Source organism: Streptomyces rapamycinicus NRRL 5491 (assembly GCF_024298965.1).
GTDB classification, from domain to species: Bacteria; Actinomycetota; Actinomycetes; order Streptomycetales; family Streptomycetaceae; genus Streptomyces; species Streptomyces rapamycinicus.
Genome location: NZ_CP085193.1, coordinates 6,509,033 through 6,525,206 on the forward strand (window position 1 = coordinate 6,509,033; position 16,174 = coordinate 6,525,206).

A 16,174-nucleotide genomic window follows, 5' to 3' on the forward strand; every position below is an offset into this window, starting at 1 on the left:
GGCGTAGGGGGGGGGTGGCTTCTGGATCAGGCCGCCTGCTGGAGCTCGCGGCCCTCGGTCAGGTGCCGATGGGCGCAGGGCCGGCGCTCGGGGCGGCGGCCGCGGCGCAGCAGCCGGGGCAGGGCGAGCGAGACGAACCCCTCGGCCTGCATCGCGGCCAGGCCGATCCGCGGCAGGTCGCGGGTGTTGCGGAAGACCACGAAGCGCGGCTCCCAGCGCGGCTGGAACTTCGCGTTGAACTTGTACAGCGACTCGATCTGGAACCAGCGGGAGAGGAAGACCAGCAGCGCCCGCCAGCCGCGCAGCACCGGGCCCGCGCCCAGCTTCTCGCCGCGCGCCAGCGCCGAGCGGAACATCGCGAAGTTCAGCGACACCCGCTCCACGCCCAGCTCGGGGGCGGCCCGCAGCGCGGCCACGATCAGCAGCTCGTTCATGCCCGGGTCGGCGCTGCGGTCGCGTCGCATCAGCTCCAGCGACATCCCGTCCCGGCCCCACGGCACGAAGTGCAGCACGGCCTTGAGATCCCCGTACGGGCCCTCCTCCGCGCCCTGGTCGGCGGCCTTGTGGGCGGTGGCGATGACCGCGTCCCCGTCCGCCTGGTCGCCGATCCGGCCCAGCGCCATCGAGAAGCCGCGCTCGGTGTCGGTGCCCCGCCAGTCGGCGGCGGCGCGCCGGATGGTCTCCAGCTCCTCGGGGCCCAGGTCGGCGGCGCGCCGTACCCGGGTCTGGTAGCCCGCCCGCTCGATCCGCTTGACCATCTGGCGCACATTGCGCATGGCGCGCCCGGAGAGGGTGAAGTCCGCCACATCGACGATGGCCTCGTCGCCGAGCTCCAGCGCGTCCAGGCCGGTCTCGCGGGTCCACACCTCGCCGCCGGTCTCGCTGCACCCCATCACCGCGGGGGTCCAGGAGTGGGCCCGCGCCTCCTCCATGAAGCGGGCGATCGCACCCGGCCACGCCTCCACGTCGCCGACCGGGTCGCCGCTGGCGAGCATCACCCCGGAGACCACGCGGTAGCAGACCGCGGCCTTGCCGGTGGGGGAGAAGACCACGGCCTTGTCGCGGCGGAGCGCGAAGTGGCCGAGCGAGTCGCGGCGCCCGTGGGCGGCGAGCAGGCCCCGCAGCCGCTCCTCGTCCTCGGCGGTGAGGCGGGCGGCGGGGTGCTCGGGGCGGAAGGCGAGATAGGCGGTGGTGGCCACGGTCAGCAGGCCAAGCGCGCCGAGGGAGTAGCCGACGGTGTAGTCCGCGCCGTGGCGGTAGTCGACCGGCCCCTCGAAGCCGAACAGGCCCCACAGGACGTGCTCCAACTGCTCGCCCAGCGACGGGCTTCCTTCGATGGCGTCCGGATGCGACCGGACGATGAGCAGCCCCACGGTGACGCTGACCGCGCCCATGATCACGAAGTTGGCCAGCGCCATCCAGCGGCTGCGCGGATCCGGCAGCGCCGCGAACTCGGCGCGGTAGCGGAGCAGCACCCCCATCAGCACGAGGGAGAGGACCATGCCGATGACCGAGTGCCGGTAGAGCAGCTGTGCGGCGGCGCCGACCGGCAGCAGTCCCACGGCCGCCACCCAGGCCCGCCGCTTACGCCGTTTGAGGCCGTGGGCCAGCATCAGCAGCAGCAGACCGACCACGATCGAGGCGGCGGCCGCCAGGGAGCTCACGGCGCCCGGCAGCAGCTCGGCCAGCGCGTGCACCCTGCTGTGCCGCAGCCGGGGGAAGACGATGTCCATCAGCCCGATCAGCGTGCACGCGGTGCCGACGGCGGTGGGCACCGCCTCCGGCCTGGGGCCGCGCGGCAGGCGCCGTATCCGGGTGGGAACCTTCCCGGATGTTTCGGCATCTTGACTGTCAGACATCTGTATTCCCGTCGCTTCGGTCAAGAGGATCTTCGGTTCTGTTGCGCGGCATCCGCACGATTTGCGCCCAGTAAGACGGCGTTTGAAGGAGTGGGGTTCACTGCCCGGCCCACGGCCGGGAGGTTCCCCCGGCGGCACGGGGGGGCCGGCCGCCCGGCAGAAAGATAGTGATGGGTCTCACGAGCAACAACATCGTGATCGCGGCAGCCGTCGCGGCGTTGCTGCTGTTCGCGGTCACGATATGGCTGTGGCCCCGGCTGGCCGGGCGCGGCGTGGCTCCCGTACTCGGCCGGTTCGGCATGCTACTGGGCACGCAGCTGACCGTGTTCATGGCCTTCGGACTGTTCGCCAATCAGTCCTTCGGATTCTACGGATCCTGGTCCGACCTCTTCGGTACGCAGAACGAGCCGGGTGTCGTGGTGGACCACGACACCCCGGGCACCCGGGTGCGGGTCACCGAGACCCGTCACCTGGCCATGGACGGCGGCTCCTCGCCCAGGATCGCCGGGCGCGTCGAGAAGGTGAAGATCCAGGGGCCGGTCTCCGGGATCGCGAGCCCCGCGTACATCTATCTGCCGCCGGAGTACTTCCGGCCCGAGTACGCCCGGCGGACCTTCCCCGCCGCGCTGGTGCTGACCGGGTATCCGGGCACCACCGAGGCCCTCATCAATGGCCTGAAGTATCCACAGCATTCGCACAAGCTGGTCAAAGCGGGGAGGATGCAACCCCTCGTCCTGGTGATGATGCGGCCGACGGTCGCGCCGCCGCGTGACACCGAGTGCGTGGACGTACCCGGCGGACCGCGGACCGAGACGTTCTTCACCAAGGACCTGCCGAAGGCGGTGGCCGACCACTACCGCGTGGGCAAGCGGGCCCGTAACTGGGGCGTCATCGGAAATTCCACCGGCGGCTACTGCGCGCTGAAGATGGCGATGCGCCACCCCGGCGCGTTCTCGGCGGCGGCCGGGCTCTCCCCCTCGTACAAGGCCCCGATCGACGCGACCACGGGCGATCTCTTCGGCGGCAGCGAGCGGCTGGAGCGGGAGAACGACCTGATGTGGCGGCTGGACCACAAACCGGCGCCGCCGGTGTCGCTGCTGGTCTCCAGCAGCGAGCACGGTGAGCAGAACTACAAGGACACCGTGCGCTTCGTGAACAAGGTGAAGCGGCTCAACCGGCGCGGGGAGCCGACCCGGATCTCGTCGATCATCCTCGGCACCGGCGGCCACAACTTCAACACCTGGAAGCGGGAGGTCCCCGCCGCGCTGGAGTGGCTGGGCGGCCGCCTCGCCGACCGCTGAGCCCGCGGGTCGGCCTACACGTCGGCGACGGTCTGGAGCTGGACGTCGCCGCGGGCGATGCCGCCCGCGTCGGCGTCGATCGAGCGGCGCAGCGCCTCGTGGAGCCGGGCCGGGGTGAGGACGCCGAGGAAGCGGTCGTCGTCCAGGACCGCGATCCAGCCCGCGTCGTGCTGGAGCATCGTGCTGAACGCCTGCTTGAGCGGCGACCCCACCGGCAGCCACGCCTCCATCCGGCGCGCGTGGTCCCGTACGGTGCCCCGCGCGCCGTCGGCCGCCTCCGCCGGGATCCAGCCGTGCAGCCGCTCCGCGTCGTCCAGGACGACGGCCCAGCGCGCCCCCTCCGCGGCCAGTTTGGCGGCCGCCTTGGTGAGCGGGTCGTCCAGGTGGACCACGGGCGGCTGGGTCAGGTCGCCGGGCTCGATGGGGGTGACCGACAGCCGCTTCAGCCCCCGGTCCGCGCCGACGAAGTCGGCCACATACGGGGTGGCGGGCGCGCCCAGCACCGTGGCCGGGGTGTCGAACTGCTCGATCCGCCCCGAGCCGTAGACCGCGATGCGGTCCCCGAGCCGGACCGCCTCCTCGATGTCATGGGTGACGAAGAGCACGGTCTTCCGCACCTGTGACTGAAGTCGCAGGAATTCGGTCTGGAGATGCTCGCGGACGACCGGGTCGACCGCGCCGAACGGCTCGTCCATCAGCAGCACCGGCGGATCCGCGGCCAGCGCGCGGGCCACGCCGACGCGCTGCCGCTGACCGCCGGAGAGCTGATCGGGGTAGCGGTCGCCGTAGACGGACGGGTCGAGGCCGACCAGGTCCAGCAGCTCGGCGGCGCGCTCCCGCCCCTTCTTCCGCTGCCAGCCCAGCAGATTCGGCACGGTCGAGGTGTTCTCCAGCACGGTCTTGTGCGGGAAGAGCCCGACCTGCTGGATGACATAGCCGATACGGCGGCGCAGGGCGACCGGATCAGCCTCGGCGATGTCCTCGCCGTCCACCAGGATCCGCCCCGATGTCGGCTCGATGAGCCGGTTCACCATCTTCATCGTCGTCGTCTTGCCGCAGCCCGACGGGCCGACGAGGGTGACCAGTTCGCCCTCCGACACCTCGAAGGAGAGGTCGTCCACGGCCGTCGTGCCATCGGCGTAGCGCTTGGTGACATGCTCGAAACGGATCATGGCTCCCCATTGTTGCCGCATTCGTGGCAGACATTGTTGCTGTTGTGTGGCGATCGGACGAGATTGTCATCTGCCGGGGTTAGGGTCACCTGGAATTGTGATGAGCAACCGGCCCGCGACCCGACGGGGGAGGTGAGCGTATGGCCGACGGAAACTGTCTGATCAGTAACGAGTGGATATGCGGTGAATATGTACGCACACGCGGTCAAGAGCTGACGGACGCGACGCTCGAGCATGTATGGATCACGCTCGCCTCGGTGGCGATCGGCCTTCTGGTCGCCTTTCCGCTGGCGCTGCTGGCCCGCCGCTGGCGGCCGGTGGCGGGGCCGGTGCTGGGGCTGACCACGATCCTCTACACGGTGCCGTCGCTGGCGATGTTCTCGCTGCTGCTGCCCGTGTTCGGAGTATCGGCCGCGGTGGTGATCACCGGGCTGGTGCTCTATTCGCTCACGATCCTGGTGCGCAACATCATGGCCGGTCTCGCCTCGGTGCCCGAGGAGGCGCGGGAGGCGGCCCGGGGCATGGGGTACGGCCCGCTGCGGCTGCTCTTCGGCGTGGAGCTGCCGCTCGCGCTGCCCGCGCTCATGGCCGGGCTGCGGATCACCACCGTCTCCACCGTCTCGCTCACCACGGTGGGCGCGATCATCGGATACGGCGGCCTCGGCAACCTCATCTACGAGGGCATGCGCAGCTTCTTCAAGGCCGAGGTGCTCACCGCCTCGGTGCTGTGCGTGGCGCTGGCGGTGGCGGCGGATCTGCTGCTGCTCGGCCTCCAGCGGCTGCTGACGCCGTGGGCACGCAAGAGTCGGAAGGGCACCACCTGATGGACGTCGTCGCCAAGGCGTGGACCTGGCTGGCCACCGGGTCGCACTGGGCGGGCCCCGACGGGGTGTGGCACCGGCTGGGCCAGCATCTGTTCCTGACCCTCGTCTGCCTGGCGATCTCCTGCGCGGTGGCGCTGCCGATCGCCGTGGCCCTCGGCCACATCGGCAAGGGCGGCGCGATCGCGGTGAACATCTCCAACGCGGGGCGCGCCGTGCCCACCTTCGCCGTACTGGTGCTGTTGCTGCTCAGCCCGCTGGGGACGCACGGGCAGTGGCCCACCATCATCGCGCTGGTGCTGTTCGCCATCCCGCCGCTGCTCACCAACGCCTATGTCGGGGTGAGCGAGGCGGACCGGGAGGTCGTGGAGGCGGCCCGCGGCATGGGGATGACCGGCGGCCAGCTGATCCGCCGGGTCGAGCTGCCGCTGGCGTTCCCGCTCATCATGACGGGCGTACGGACGGCCGCGGTGCAGGTCGTGGCCACCGCGACGCTGGCCGCGCTGCCCGGCGGCGGCGGTCTCGGGCGGATCATCACGGCGGGCTTCCGGCTCACCGACACCCCGCAGGTGGTGGCCGGTGCGGTGCTGGTCGCGTCCCTCGCGCTGGTGGTCGAGGGCGTCTTCGTACTGCTGGGCCTGGTGCTCGACCCGATGCGGCGCAGGACGGGACGGCGGTCGACCGCGGCCCGGCGCCCGCCCGCCGACCAGGCGCCGGCCTCACCGGCGCTCACGACGTAGAACTCGCGGGCCGAGCCCTCCCGCGACCGGGCGCGAAGGCGTGCGGACACCCAGGACACCCAGGGCGGACAGCGCGGACAGCGCGGATGACGCATAGATCGCGGATGACGCGGAAAGCGCGGATGACGCGGAATGCGCCGACAACGCGGCCACACAACCGCGGCCACAACAACGGATGGGGAACCATGGATAAGATCAATCGGGCGGCGGCCGCCGTGGCGGGGGTCGCGGCGCTGGCGGCCGGGCTGACCGCCTGCGGTGGGGACAGCCTGGAGAAGTCGAGCGGCGGCGACAGCTCCGGTAAACCGGGCAAGGGCTCGCTGGTGATCGGATCCGCCTCCTTCTCCGAGTCGAAGATCCTCGCGGAGCTGTACGCGGGGGTTCTGAAGGACACCGGCTATTCCACTTCGATCAAGACTGTGGACGCCCGTGAGCTGTATGAACCGGCCCTGGAGAAGGGCCAGATGGATGTCGTGCCGGAGTACGCGGCGACGCTGGCCGAATTCCTCAACCAGAAGAAGAACGGGTCGAATGCGGCCCCGGTGGCCTCCTCGGACGTGACCAAGACGGTCGCGGCCCTGAAGAAGCTCGCCGAACCGCGCGGGCTGAAGGTGCTGGAGCCCGGCAAGGCCGTGGACCAGAACGCCTTCGCGGTCAGCGCCGACTTCGCCGAGAAGCACGGTCTCAAGACCCTCTCCGACCTCGGGAAGTCCAAGCAGAAGGTCACCCTGGCGGCGGGCGACGAATGCCCCAAGCGGCCCTTCTGCCAGCCGGGTCTGGAGAAGAAGTACGGCATCGACATCGCCGGGATCGACCCGCTGGACATCGGCAGCGTCCAGGCCAAGCAGGCCGTCAAGGACGGCAAGGACCAGATGGTCCTGACCACGACCACGGACAGCACGCTGGACCAGTTCGGGCTCGTACTGCTCGGGGACGACAAAAATCTGCAGAATGCCGACAACGTACTTCCCGTGGTGAATGCGAAGTCCGCCGGCTCACAGAAGATCGCGGACTCGCTGAACAAGCTCACCAAGGTGCTGACGACCGCCGATCTCAGGGAACTCAACAAGAAAGTTGACGCCGAGCGGCTCAAGCCGGCGGATGTCGCCGACGACTACCTGCGGGACAAGGGGCTGGTGAAGTAGGATCAAATCCCCGCTCGGGAGGGCTTGGCAGGGCTCGGCAAGGGATCTCGGCCGCACAACCGCCGCATTTGCCAACGGATTGACAACAGATCTGGCCCGGCGGGCACCCAATCGACCCCTTAGCACGGTAAGTTTCGGGCCATGCCACGTGGACGCCACCGCCAATCCCCACCCCTGCACAGGCTCCTCCCCTCCGCTTCGGTCGCAGTCGCGTCAATAACCTGCGCCGCCGGTGCCTGGCTGGTCGGCGATACGGTCGTGATCCGTGGGCTGGCCGCGACCGCGGCCGGCGCCGCGGTCGTCGGCGCCGTCCTGATGCGCCGTTGGGACCGCTCGGCCGGCCGCCGGGTCGCGGAGGCCGCGAGCGAGACCGCGCGCCAGGAGATGAAGTACGAGGAGCGGATCGCGGAGCTCGAGGCGGACGCCGAGAAGGCGAGCGAGCTCCGCGGCGCGCTCAACACCCGGCTGCGCGCCAAGCGAGCCGAGCTCGCCCGGCTGCGCAACGAGCACGCCGAGCTGCTGCGCCGCTACGCCACGGCCGAGACCGAGCGGGCCAGCGCCCTGGAGGGCCGCCGCCGGCTCGCGCTGGAGGCCGCGTCCCCGGCGAAGGAGCTGGAGGCCGCCGGGTCCGCCGCATCCGTCGACTCCGCCGCATCCGTCGACTCCGACGACGAGCGGGACGAGGTCCTCACCGGGCTGCCGTCGGCCGCCGCGTACGCCAAGGCCGACGAGGCGCTGAGCCGGCTCAGGGAGAGCGCCCGACGGCAGAAGGAGCGGCGGGAGCAGGCCGCCGCCGCGGCCGCCCGGGCCGAGGCTTCCGAGCAGGCCCCGGAGCGGAACGCGGATCAGGACGACCGTAAGGGCCCGCGCGAGAGCCGGGGCAAGGACGGTGCCGCCACGCTGGGGAAGCCCCCGGCGGCCGGCGGGCAGGACGGCGACGGCCCGCAGGAGCCGCGCGCCCACGCCCGTACGGCCGCCTCGGCGGTGGTGCCGTATGCCGCGGCCCGCCGGGCCGCCTCCCGTTCGGAGAGCGGCTTCGACTACTTCGGCACCCAGAAGAAGCAATCGAAGAAGCAGAAGCGGGAGCCCGAACCGGCCGCCGAGGAGGATCTCGCGGATGTGATCGGCGACGAGACCCTGGCGGAGACCAAGAAGGGCGCGGTGGGCGAGGTCATCGACCTGACCGAGCACGACGAGACGGAGCAGATCGACCTCGGGGAGCTGCGCAGCGCGATCTCGTGAGGGACCGCCCGCGCGGCTCGCCCGCGTGCTGACCGGCTACTCGTCGACGACCGGCTACATGTCGCTGACCGGCTACTTGTCGATGTCGCCGACGACGAAGAAGAGCGACCCCAGGATCGCCACCATGTCGGCGACGAGAGTGCCCGGCAGCAGCTCGGTGAGCGCCTGGATGTTGTTGTACGACGCCGAGCGGAGCTTCAGCCGGTACGGCGTCTTCTCGCCCTTGGAGACGAGGTAGTAGCCGTTGAGGCCGAGCGGGTTCTCGGTCCAGGCGTAGGTGTGGCCCTCGGGTGCCTTGAGCACCTTCGGCAGCCGCTGGTTGATCGGCCCCGGCGGGAGCTCGTCCAGCCGGTCCAGGCAGGCGTCGGCCAGCGCCAGCGATGCGTGCGTCTGCTCCAGCAGGCATTCGAACCGGGCGAGGCAGTCGCCCTCCTCGCGGATGGCGACCTTCAGGACGTCCCTCAGCTCGGCGTAGGCCAGATACGGCTCGTCGCGCCGCAGATCGAAGTCGACGCCGGAGGCCCGGGCGATGGGGCCGCTGACCCCGTACGCGTGCACCGTCTCGCGGGTCAGGACGCCGACGCCGCGGGTGCGGCCCCGGAAGATCTCGTTGCCGAGCACCAGGTCGTCGTACACGCCCATCCGCGAGCGCACCTCGGCCACGGCCTGCCGGGCCCGGCCAAGCCAGCCCGCCGGGAGGTCGTCCTTGAGGCCGCCGACCCGGTTGAACATGTAGTGCATCCGGCCGCCGGAGATCTCCTCCATGACGTGCTGGAGGTCCTCGCGCTCCCGGAACGCGTAGAAGATCGGCGTGATGCCGCCCAGCTCCAGGGGGTAGGAGCCGAGGAACATCAGATGGTTCAGGACCCGGTTGAGCTCGGCGAGGAGCGTACGGGTCCACACCGCGCGCTCGGGGACCTCCATGCCCAGCATCCGCTCGACGGCGAGCACGACGCCGAGTTCGTTGGAGAAGGCGGAGAGCCAGTCATGACGGTTGGCGAGCATGATGATCTGGCGGTAGTCGCGCGCCTCGAAGAGCTTCTCCGCGCCCCGGTGCATATAGCCGATCACCGGCTCGGCACTCTGGATCCGCTCCCCGTCGAGGACCAGCCGCAGCCGTAGCACTCCATGGGTGGAGGGGTGCTGTGGGCCGATGTTGAGCACCATGTCCGTGCTCTCGGCGGCGCCGCCGATGCCGACTGTCGTCTCCGTCATGCGTACCAGTCTCTCAGCTCCCGGTGAGGCCCCTGCTGGGTGCGGTTGTCCGGTGGGCCTTGACAGGTCTTTCCCCTACCCGCCCCTTCCCGATACCAGGGGCGCCGCCCCTGGACCCCGACGCCCAGGGGCGGAGCCCGCCACGGCGGCGGCCCCCCGGCGGCCCCCCGGCGGTGGAGTCCGCCCCCGGTGGTGGAGCCCCCGGCGGGGGCGGAGTCGCATATCGACGCGTTGCGTGGGAGGGGCCGGGGTCTGGGGCGGAGCCCCAGTTTCGGGAAGGGGCGGGTAGGGGAAAGCAGCCCGCCGCGGGCGCCGAGCTTCGCCGGACACCGCCTACCGCCGGAGCACGTCGTGGGGCAGGTTCACCGGGTGGCGGAGCCAGATGAAGGCGCCGAGGCCCGCGGGGTCGGTCAGCTCCGCGGCCTCGCCCGCCGCGCTGAGGGCGCGGACGTAGGCGGTGGGGTCGGTGGAGGCCAGGGCGAGCGGGGGGCGGGGGGCGTCGAGGCCCAGGGCGCGCAGCGCCTCGCGTTGGGTCAGCAGCCCGGCGCCGGGCCCGGCCGCGGGGCTGGGCCCGGGCGCGTTCACCGCGGCGCCGGGCGCGTCCATCGCGGCGGCGCACGCGTCCATCGCGACATGCGCCGTCAGATCGCAGGACCCGTCGGGGACGGGCCGGACCTCGCGCCCCTCGCGGAAGCCGGTGAGCGTGCCGAAGGGGGGCCGGGTGGCGCGTTCGTGGGCGTAGTCGACGGCGACCGCGAGGCCCGCCCGCAGGGAGCCGACGGCCCGCGCCCAGGCCGCCTCGCGCGGATGGCCGATCTCGGCGCGCAGCCCCGGTTCGGCGCCCGCCAGGGGCCACCAGCGGGCCAGCCACGCCGCGTCCTCGCCGTCCACCGGGTCGCCCAGCCGCTCGGTGCCGTCCAAGGACAGGAGATCCACCTCGACCCGGCGGGGCACGCCGTCCGCGTCGGTCTCGGCCACGTCCACGGGCACGTTGTCGAGCCACTCGTTGGCGAACAGCAGCCCCGTGCACCCCTCCGGCGGGGCGTCGCCCCAGGCGATCCGCCGGTCCAGGCCCGTCGGCCGCTCCGCCCGCTCCACCGCGTACGGACGCAGCCGCCGACCCAGCCCGTGCGGCAGGCCGGGGGTCAGGGCGAGCACCCTTGTGAGCAGCTCGCCGCGGCCGGCGCCCAGGTCCACCAGCGCCACCTCGGCGGGGTGCCCCAGCGCCTCGTCCACCCGGCACAGCAGCTCCGCGACCGCCCGCGCGAAAAGCGGTGAGGCATGCACCGACGTACGGAAATGTCCTGCCGGGCCCTCGGGGCGGTGGAAGAAGCCGCCCGCTCCGTACAGCGCGCGTTCGGCCGCCGTACGCCATCCGCTCCACTCATGCTTCGCACTCGCCACACCGCCACGCTATGCGGAGTGGTCTCCACCTTGGGGAGTAGGGCCGGGGGTTTCGGATCGCCCCTCGGGCTGACCCGGGAGGGGTCCGGCGATGCCTACGCTGGGTGACGTGCAGCGCCTCTACGAATTTCTCCGCAGGCATCCGACAGGGGTGGACACCTTCTGGGCCGTCCTCCTTGTCGCTTCCGGGTTCCTGTGGCTCGTGGAGGTGTCGATCGGCCGGGGCGCCCGCGTCGCGGGCGTGCCGATCGTCCTGGCGCTGGGGGCGACGATCGCGCTGCGCCGCCGCGCCCCCGAGAAGATGCTGGTGCTGGCCATCCTGTGCGGTCTCGCCCAGATGGCCACGAACGTCCAGCCCAATGTGGCCGACTTCGCCATGCTGGTGATCGTCTACACGGTGGCGGTCGCCTCCTCGCGCCCGGCCTCCCGCTTCGCGCTGGGCGTGGCGATCAGCGCGGCCCCCCTCGCCACCCTCCGCTGGCCGCACTCCCAGCAGGGCTGGTGGGAGGACGTGGTCTCGGCGGTCTTCGTCTCCATCCCCTTCGTCCTGGCCTGGGTCCTCGGCGACTCGATCCGTACCCGTCGCGCCTACTACGCGCAGCTCGAGGAGCGGGCCGCCCGGCTGGAGAAGGAGCGCGAGGCCCAGTCGAAGGTCGCGGTGGCCGCCGAGCGCGCCCGGATCGCGCGGGAGCTGCACGACGTCGTGGCGCACAACGTGTCGGTGATGGTGGTGCAGGCGGACGGCGCCGCGTACGTCCTGGACTCCTCGCCCGAACAGACCCGGCAGGCGCTGGAGACGATCTCCGGCACCGGCCGCCAGGCGCTCGCCGAGATGCGGCGGCTGCTGGGCGTGCTGCGCACCGGGGAGCCGGGCGAGGAGAACGACTACGTACCGCAGCCGGATGTCGAGCAGATCGACGAGCTGGTGGAGCAGGTGCGCGGCGCCGGGCTCCCGGTGGACTTCAAGGTCGTGGGCAGCCCGCGCCAGCTCCCCAGCGGGGTCGAGCTGACCGCGTACCGCATCGTGCAGGAGGCGCTCACCAACACCCGTAAGCACGGCGGCCCGGACGTGGGCGCGAGTGTCCGACTCACCTACTTCGACGACGGGCTCGGGCTGCTGGTCGAGGACGACGGGCGGGGTGCGCAGCGCGAGATGTACGAGGACGGCGGCGCGGACGGCAGCGGCCATGGTCTGATCGGGATGCGCGAGCGCGTCGGCATGGTGGGCGGCACGCTCGACGCGGGCCCGCGACCGGGCGGCGGCTTCCGGATCAGCGCGCTGCTGCCGCTGAAGCCGGTTCGTTGAGCCATCTGATCACGTGCTGTAGGCCGGCTGTCAGGCCAGAGGGAAGGGACCGTCCGGGATGTCGATCCGCGTCATGCTCGTCGATGACCAAGTGCTGCTGCGCACCGGCTTCCGGATGGTGCTCGCGGCCCAGCCCGATATGGAGGTCGTCGCCGAGGCGGGCGACGGGGTGGAGGCGCTCCAGGTGCTGCGCTCCACCGAGGTGGACGTCGTCCTCATGGACGTCCGGATGCCCAAGCTGGACGGGGTGGAGACGACCCGGCGGGTATGCGAGCGGGACGGGGCGCCGAAGGTCATCATCCTGACCACGTTCGACCTGGACGAGTACGCCTTCTCCGCGCTCAAGGCCGGGGCGGGCGGCTTCATGCTCAAGGACGTGCCGCCGGGCGAGCTGCTCGCGGCGATCCGCGCGGTGCACAGTGGCGACGCGGTGGTCGCGCCCAGTACGACGCGCCGGCTGCTGGACCGGTTCGCGCCGTTGCTGCCGGGCAGCGGAGCCGGTGGCCCCGGGGGCCGGGCCCGTCCGGAGCTGGACCGGCTCACCGACCGGGAGCGCGAGGTGGTGCTGCTGGTCGCGCAGGGGCTGTCGAACGGCGAGATCGCGGCGCGGCTGGTGCTGTCCGAGGCGACCGTGAAGACCCATGTCGGCCGCATCCTCACCAAGTTGGAGCTGCGGGACCGGGTGCAGGTGGTGGTGATGGCCTACGAGACCGGACTGGTCCGGGCCGGAGGGCCGACCGGACCGGCCCGCTGAGGCGGCGTCCTTACGGCTGAGGCGGCGTCCTTACGGTTGGCACGGCCGTCTTTCGGTGGGGGCGGTCGCCTCGCCGTACGTACGGCTGTCGCCGTCCTACCGTGCGCCTTCGCCCCGTGCGTCCTCGCCGTTCTGTGTGCGCTCGCGGAGCACCAGGTCGAGCAGTCCGGGGAAGCGCTGGTCGAACTCGGGGCGGCGCAGCCGGTTGACCCGCTTGGGGCCCAGGTCGCGCTGCTCGATCAGCCCGGCCGCGCGCAGCACCGAGAAGTGGTGGCTGAGGGCCGCCTTGCCCACGGGGACGTCGAAGGTGCCGCAGGCGTGCTCCCAGTCGGCCGCGGTGGCCAGTTCGCGGACCAGCTGGAGCCGTACGGGGTCGGCGAGCGCCGCGAGCGCGGTCTGCACGGGGACGTCGTCGGGGTGGGTGTGGTGCGGCGCGGACCGGTGGCTTCGGTTGCTCATCGCCGCTCCTCCGCCGCTCGCCGTTCCGACCACGTTCACCGTGCGGTGGACATTTTAGGCGCGGTCGGCGCCCTACCGCAGAACGCTCTCCAGGAAGTCGCTGCCCAGCCGGGCCACCGACGGCAGATCGAGCTGGTGCAGCACGTAGCGGCCGCGGCGGCGGGTGGTGAGGAGACCGGCCTTCTTCAGCACGGCGATATGGCGGGAGACCTCCGGGGGCGTGATGCCGTACGACTCGGAGAGCTCACCGGTGGTGTGCGGGCCGCGGGCCAGGGTGCGGCACAGCCGCATCCGCATCGGGTGCGCCAGGGCCTCGAGGCGGCGCTGCACGAGCTCCAGGGCGGCGGGCGGGGGCAGCTCGGGCGTGGCGACCGGGTACTGGATCACCGGGCGCCAGCCGGGGGCGTGCAGCACGATGAGGTGCGGCCAGCCGAAGGCGGTCGGGATGAAGGTGACGCCGTCGCCGTACGCCGTCGTACGGCCACCCGCCAGCTTGTCGACCAGGATGCTGTCCCCGTCCGCCGACAGCGACAGCGCGACGGAGGCCGACGCCAGCGCCTCCGCGAGCCCCTTGCGCTGGAGCAGCTCGGCCTTGTGGCGGGCGTCGGCGGCCAGCTGGATCCGCGTCCGCCGCCAGGTGTCGGCGAAGAACGCCTGGTCGCAGTCCTCCAGCAGCCGCCGCAACCAGACCCGCAACCCGTCCGGGTCCTCCAGCATGCGGTCGGTGAAGGCCGCCTGCCGCGGCCCCCGGGCGGCCGCCATCTCGCGGACCCGGGCCCGTTCGCCCGCGTCGACCAGCGGCGAGGGGGTGTGCCGGGTGTACGAGGTGGAGCAGGCGATCTCGAAGGCGGCCGCCACGAACGTCTCGTCGTCGATCCGGTCCAGCGCGTCCAGCTCCTCCGCCAGCGTCGCCCCGGGGACGGCCGGGAGCAGCAGGTCGGAGCGGGCGGTGCGCCACAGGAAGTCCGCCTCGCAGAGCCGGTCCGCGAGGTCCGGCTTGAGCGCCGAGGCGGTGGCGGTGGCCCAGCCGTGCAGCCCGGGGTGGTGGCCGGGCTCGGACAGCACATGGAGCGCGGCGCCCAGCTCGGCGAGCGGGGACGGGCTGAAGACGATGCGCTCGGGCGGCAGCCCGGCGATGTCGATGACATTGGCCATGGACCCATGGTGCGGGAGCCCGGCCCCGGCGCCGCCCCCGTTTGACGCCCATCGTCAAACGGCGTGACCGGCGTCCGGGGCCGGGCGGACCGTCGAGCCATGTCCCTCACCGAGCAGTACGCACTCGACCTGTACCGGGCCGCTCAGCGCGGCGAGCCCGCCCCGCCCGCACCGGGCCCGCACGACTGGCGCACCCTCCGGGAGCTGCGGGAGTACCGCGACTTCCGGGCCGTGACGGCCGGGCGCCCGGCCCGCCGCCGCGGCCGCCATGGAGGCCTTACGGATGCCCTGCGCTCCGTAAGGGCGCTCGGGGAGGTGTTCGCGCGGCGCCGGTCAGCCGTCCCCGTCCGTGAGCTCCCGGACCTCAATGACCTCCCGGACCCGGGCGAGGAAGGCGTCGGCCGCGGCCGTGACGTCGTCGGCCGTCCACTCGAGTGCGGATGAGGCGACCGTCAGCTCCGTCGTGGCCAGGCCGGGCGGCCCCGGCTCCCGCCAGCGACGGAACAGCACCGTCCGGGTCTCCTCCGCCAGCCGCACCCCCGCCTCGTCCAGCACCGCCGCCGGATACGGCAGCCACACCTGGAACTGGTGGGTGTGCGGCACCTCCGGGTGCACCCGGGACCAGCCCACCCCCGCGGCCGTGAACGCCGTCCGCAGCGCCTCGGCCACGACCCGCGCGTGCGCCACGTACGACGGCAGCCTCGGCAGCTCGCGGTCCAGGCCGTCCAGCGCGGCCAGCGCCACCGGCCACTGCTGGAAGAGCTGGCCGCCGTACCGGTGGCGCCACGCCTTGGCCTCCGTCACCAGGGTCTCGGGCCCGGCCAGTGCCGCTCCCGAGAGGCCGCCGAGCGACTTGTAGAAGGACACATAGACGGAGTCCGCCAGGGCGGCGATCTCCGGCAGCTCCCGGCCGAAGTGCGTCGTGCACTCCCACAGCCGCGCCCCGTCGAAGTGCACCACCGCGTCCCGCTCCCGGGCCGCCTCCACGGCCGCGACCAGCTCGTCCCACTCGGGCAGCACGAATCCGGCGTCGCGCAGCGGGAGTTCGAGGGCCAGGGTGCCGAACGGCTCGTCCAGGCCCTGGATCTCCTCGGCCGTGGGCGGCCGCGGCTCGCTGGTCGGACGCACCGCGCGCAGCCCGCTCACCGTCAGGTACGCGTCCCGCTCGTGCATGTCCAGATGGGCCAGCGGATGCAGCGCCACCACCGGACTGCCGGTGCGCCCCGCCCAGCAGCGCAGCGCGACCTGCTGCGCCATGGTGCCGGTGGGGAAGAACGCCGCGGCCTCCATGCCGAGCAGTTCGGCGACCCGCCGCTCGAGCTCCTCGACGATGCCGTCGCCGTAGATGTCCACCCAGCCGTCCCCGTCGTACGACGGGGTGTCGGCCGTAAGGGCGGTCGTGAGGGCGGCCAGCCGCTCGGCGATCCGCACCTCGGCGGGCCCGCGCGCGAGCGTCCGCTCGGCGCCGTGCCAGGCCGCGAGGCGGCGGGCCCGCGCGGACCGCTCTGTTCCGCCGCCCGTGCCGTCCATCTCGTCTGCCTGGTCTGCCTGGTCTGCCTCGTCCGTCCCGTCCGTCATGGGCTGATCATGTCGCACGCCTG

General features: G+C 72.3%; 14 protein-coding genes. 7 read left to right on the forward strand and 7 right to left on the reverse strand.

The features are described 5' to 3' along the window. Nucleotides 1-26: 26 nt before the first annotated feature. Nucleotides 27-1,859, reverse strand: coding sequence for a phosphatidylglycerol lysyltransferase domain-containing protein (locus LIV37_RS27490; RefSeq protein ID WP_121824445.1), 1,833 nt, complete (start codon nucleotides 1,857-1,859; stop codon nucleotides 27-29). A 170-nt stretch (nucleotides 1,860-2,029) separates the two neighbouring features. Between LIV37_RS27490 and LIV37_RS27495 the strand changes: the two genes are divergently transcribed. After that, nucleotides 2,030-3,160 (forward strand): alpha/beta hydrolase, encoded by a 1,131-nt coding sequence (locus LIV37_RS27495; protein ID WP_020870355.1) that lies wholly within the window; start codon nucleotides 2,030-2,032, stop codon nucleotides 3,158-3,160. Nucleotides 3,161-3,174: 14 nt separating this feature from the next. Here the strand turns inward: LIV37_RS27495 and LIV37_RS27500 are convergent, their stop codons facing one another. Beyond that, the gene (locus LIV37_RS27500) at nucleotides 3,175-4,332 is read right to left on the reverse strand and encodes a betaine/proline/choline family ABC transporter ATP-binding protein (RefSeq protein ID WP_020870356.1); all 1,158 of its coding nucleotides are present in this window, start codon (nucleotides 4,330-4,332) and stop codon (nucleotides 3,175-3,177) included. Between the two features lie 140 nt (nucleotides 4,333-4,472). On the opposite strand from LIV37_RS27500, the gene LIV37_RS27505 reads away from it, so the two are divergent. The 4 genes from LIV37_RS27505 (at nucleotide 4,473) to LIV37_RS27520 (ending at nucleotide 8,280) form a co-directional block, all read left to right on the forward strand. Then, on the forward strand, nucleotides 4,473-5,156 hold the full coding sequence (locus LIV37_RS27505; protein ID WP_020870357.1) for an ABC transporter permease: 684 nt from the start codon (nucleotides 4,473-4,475) through the stop codon (nucleotides 5,154-5,156). Beyond that, nucleotides 5,156-5,893, forward strand: coding sequence for an ABC transporter permease (locus tag LIV37_RS27510; protein WP_020870358.1), 738 nt, complete (start codon nucleotides 5,156-5,158; stop codon nucleotides 5,891-5,893). The genes LIV37_RS27505 and LIV37_RS27510 overlap by 1 nt, the downstream gene beginning before the upstream one ends. 185 nt (nucleotides 5,894-6,078) lie before the next feature. Beyond that, the gene (locus tag LIV37_RS27515) at nucleotides 6,079-7,038 is read left to right on the forward strand and encodes an ABC transporter substrate-binding protein (protein ID WP_020870359.1); all 960 of its coding nucleotides are present in this window, start codon (nucleotides 6,079-6,081) and stop codon (nucleotides 7,036-7,038) included. A 258-nt stretch (nucleotides 7,039-7,296) separates the two neighbouring features. Further along, entirely contained in the window at nucleotides 7,297-8,280 is a 984-nt protein-coding gene (locus LIV37_RS27520; protein ID WP_020870360.1) for a hypothetical protein, read from the forward strand. Nucleotides 8,281-8,352: 72 nt separating this feature from the next. On the opposite strand, the gene LIV37_RS27525 is transcribed toward LIV37_RS27520, so the two are convergent. Beyond that, nucleotides 8,353-9,495, reverse strand: coding sequence for an NADH-quinone oxidoreductase subunit D (locus LIV37_RS27525; RefSeq protein ID WP_020870361.1), 1,143 nt, complete (start codon nucleotides 9,493-9,495; stop codon nucleotides 8,353-8,355). Nucleotides 9,496-9,828: 333 nt separating this feature from the next. Continuing rightward, nucleotides 9,829-10,899, reverse strand: coding sequence for an SAM-dependent methyltransferase (locus LIV37_RS27530; RefSeq protein ID WP_020870362.1), 1,071 nt, complete (start codon nucleotides 10,897-10,899; stop codon nucleotides 9,829-9,831). 109 nt (nucleotides 10,900-11,008) lie between these two features. Between LIV37_RS27530 and LIV37_RS27535 the strand changes: the two genes are divergently transcribed. Together LIV37_RS27535 and LIV37_RS27540 are read left to right on the forward strand one after the other, a co-directional pair. Next, the gene (locus LIV37_RS27535) at nucleotides 11,009-12,205 is read left to right on the forward strand and encodes a sensor histidine kinase (protein WP_121825239.1); all 1,197 of its coding nucleotides are present in this window, start codon (nucleotides 11,009-11,011) and stop codon (nucleotides 12,203-12,205) included. Nucleotides 12,206-12,263: 58 nt separating this feature from the next. Next, nucleotides 12,264-12,959, forward strand: coding sequence for a response regulator transcription factor (locus LIV37_RS27540; protein ID WP_020870364.1), 696 nt, complete (start codon nucleotides 12,264-12,266; stop codon nucleotides 12,957-12,959). Nucleotides 12,960-13,055: 96 nt separating this feature from the next. Here the strand turns inward: LIV37_RS27540 and LIV37_RS27545 are convergent, their stop codons facing one another. The 3 genes from LIV37_RS27545 to LIV37_RS27555 form a co-directional block, all read right to left on the reverse strand. Beyond that, nucleotides 13,056-13,418: an ArsR/SmtB family transcription factor gene (locus LIV37_RS27545; RefSeq protein ID WP_020870365.1), complete on the reverse strand. Its 363-nt coding sequence runs from the start codon at nucleotides 13,416-13,418 to the stop codon at nucleotides 13,056-13,058. A gap of 72 nt (nucleotides 13,419-13,490) precedes the next feature. Continuing rightward, nucleotides 13,491-14,573, reverse strand: a complete 1,083-nt coding sequence (locus tag LIV37_RS27550) for a DUF5937 family protein (RefSeq protein WP_020870366.1) — start codon at nucleotides 14,571-14,573, stop codon at nucleotides 13,491-13,493. A 333-nt stretch (nucleotides 14,574-14,906) separates the two neighbouring features. Next, nucleotides 14,907-16,151, reverse strand: coding sequence for a threonine aldolase family protein (locus tag LIV37_RS27555; protein WP_020870368.1), 1,245 nt, complete (start codon nucleotides 16,149-16,151; stop codon nucleotides 14,907-14,909). Between the last annotated feature and the right edge of the window lie 23 nt (nucleotides 16,152-16,174).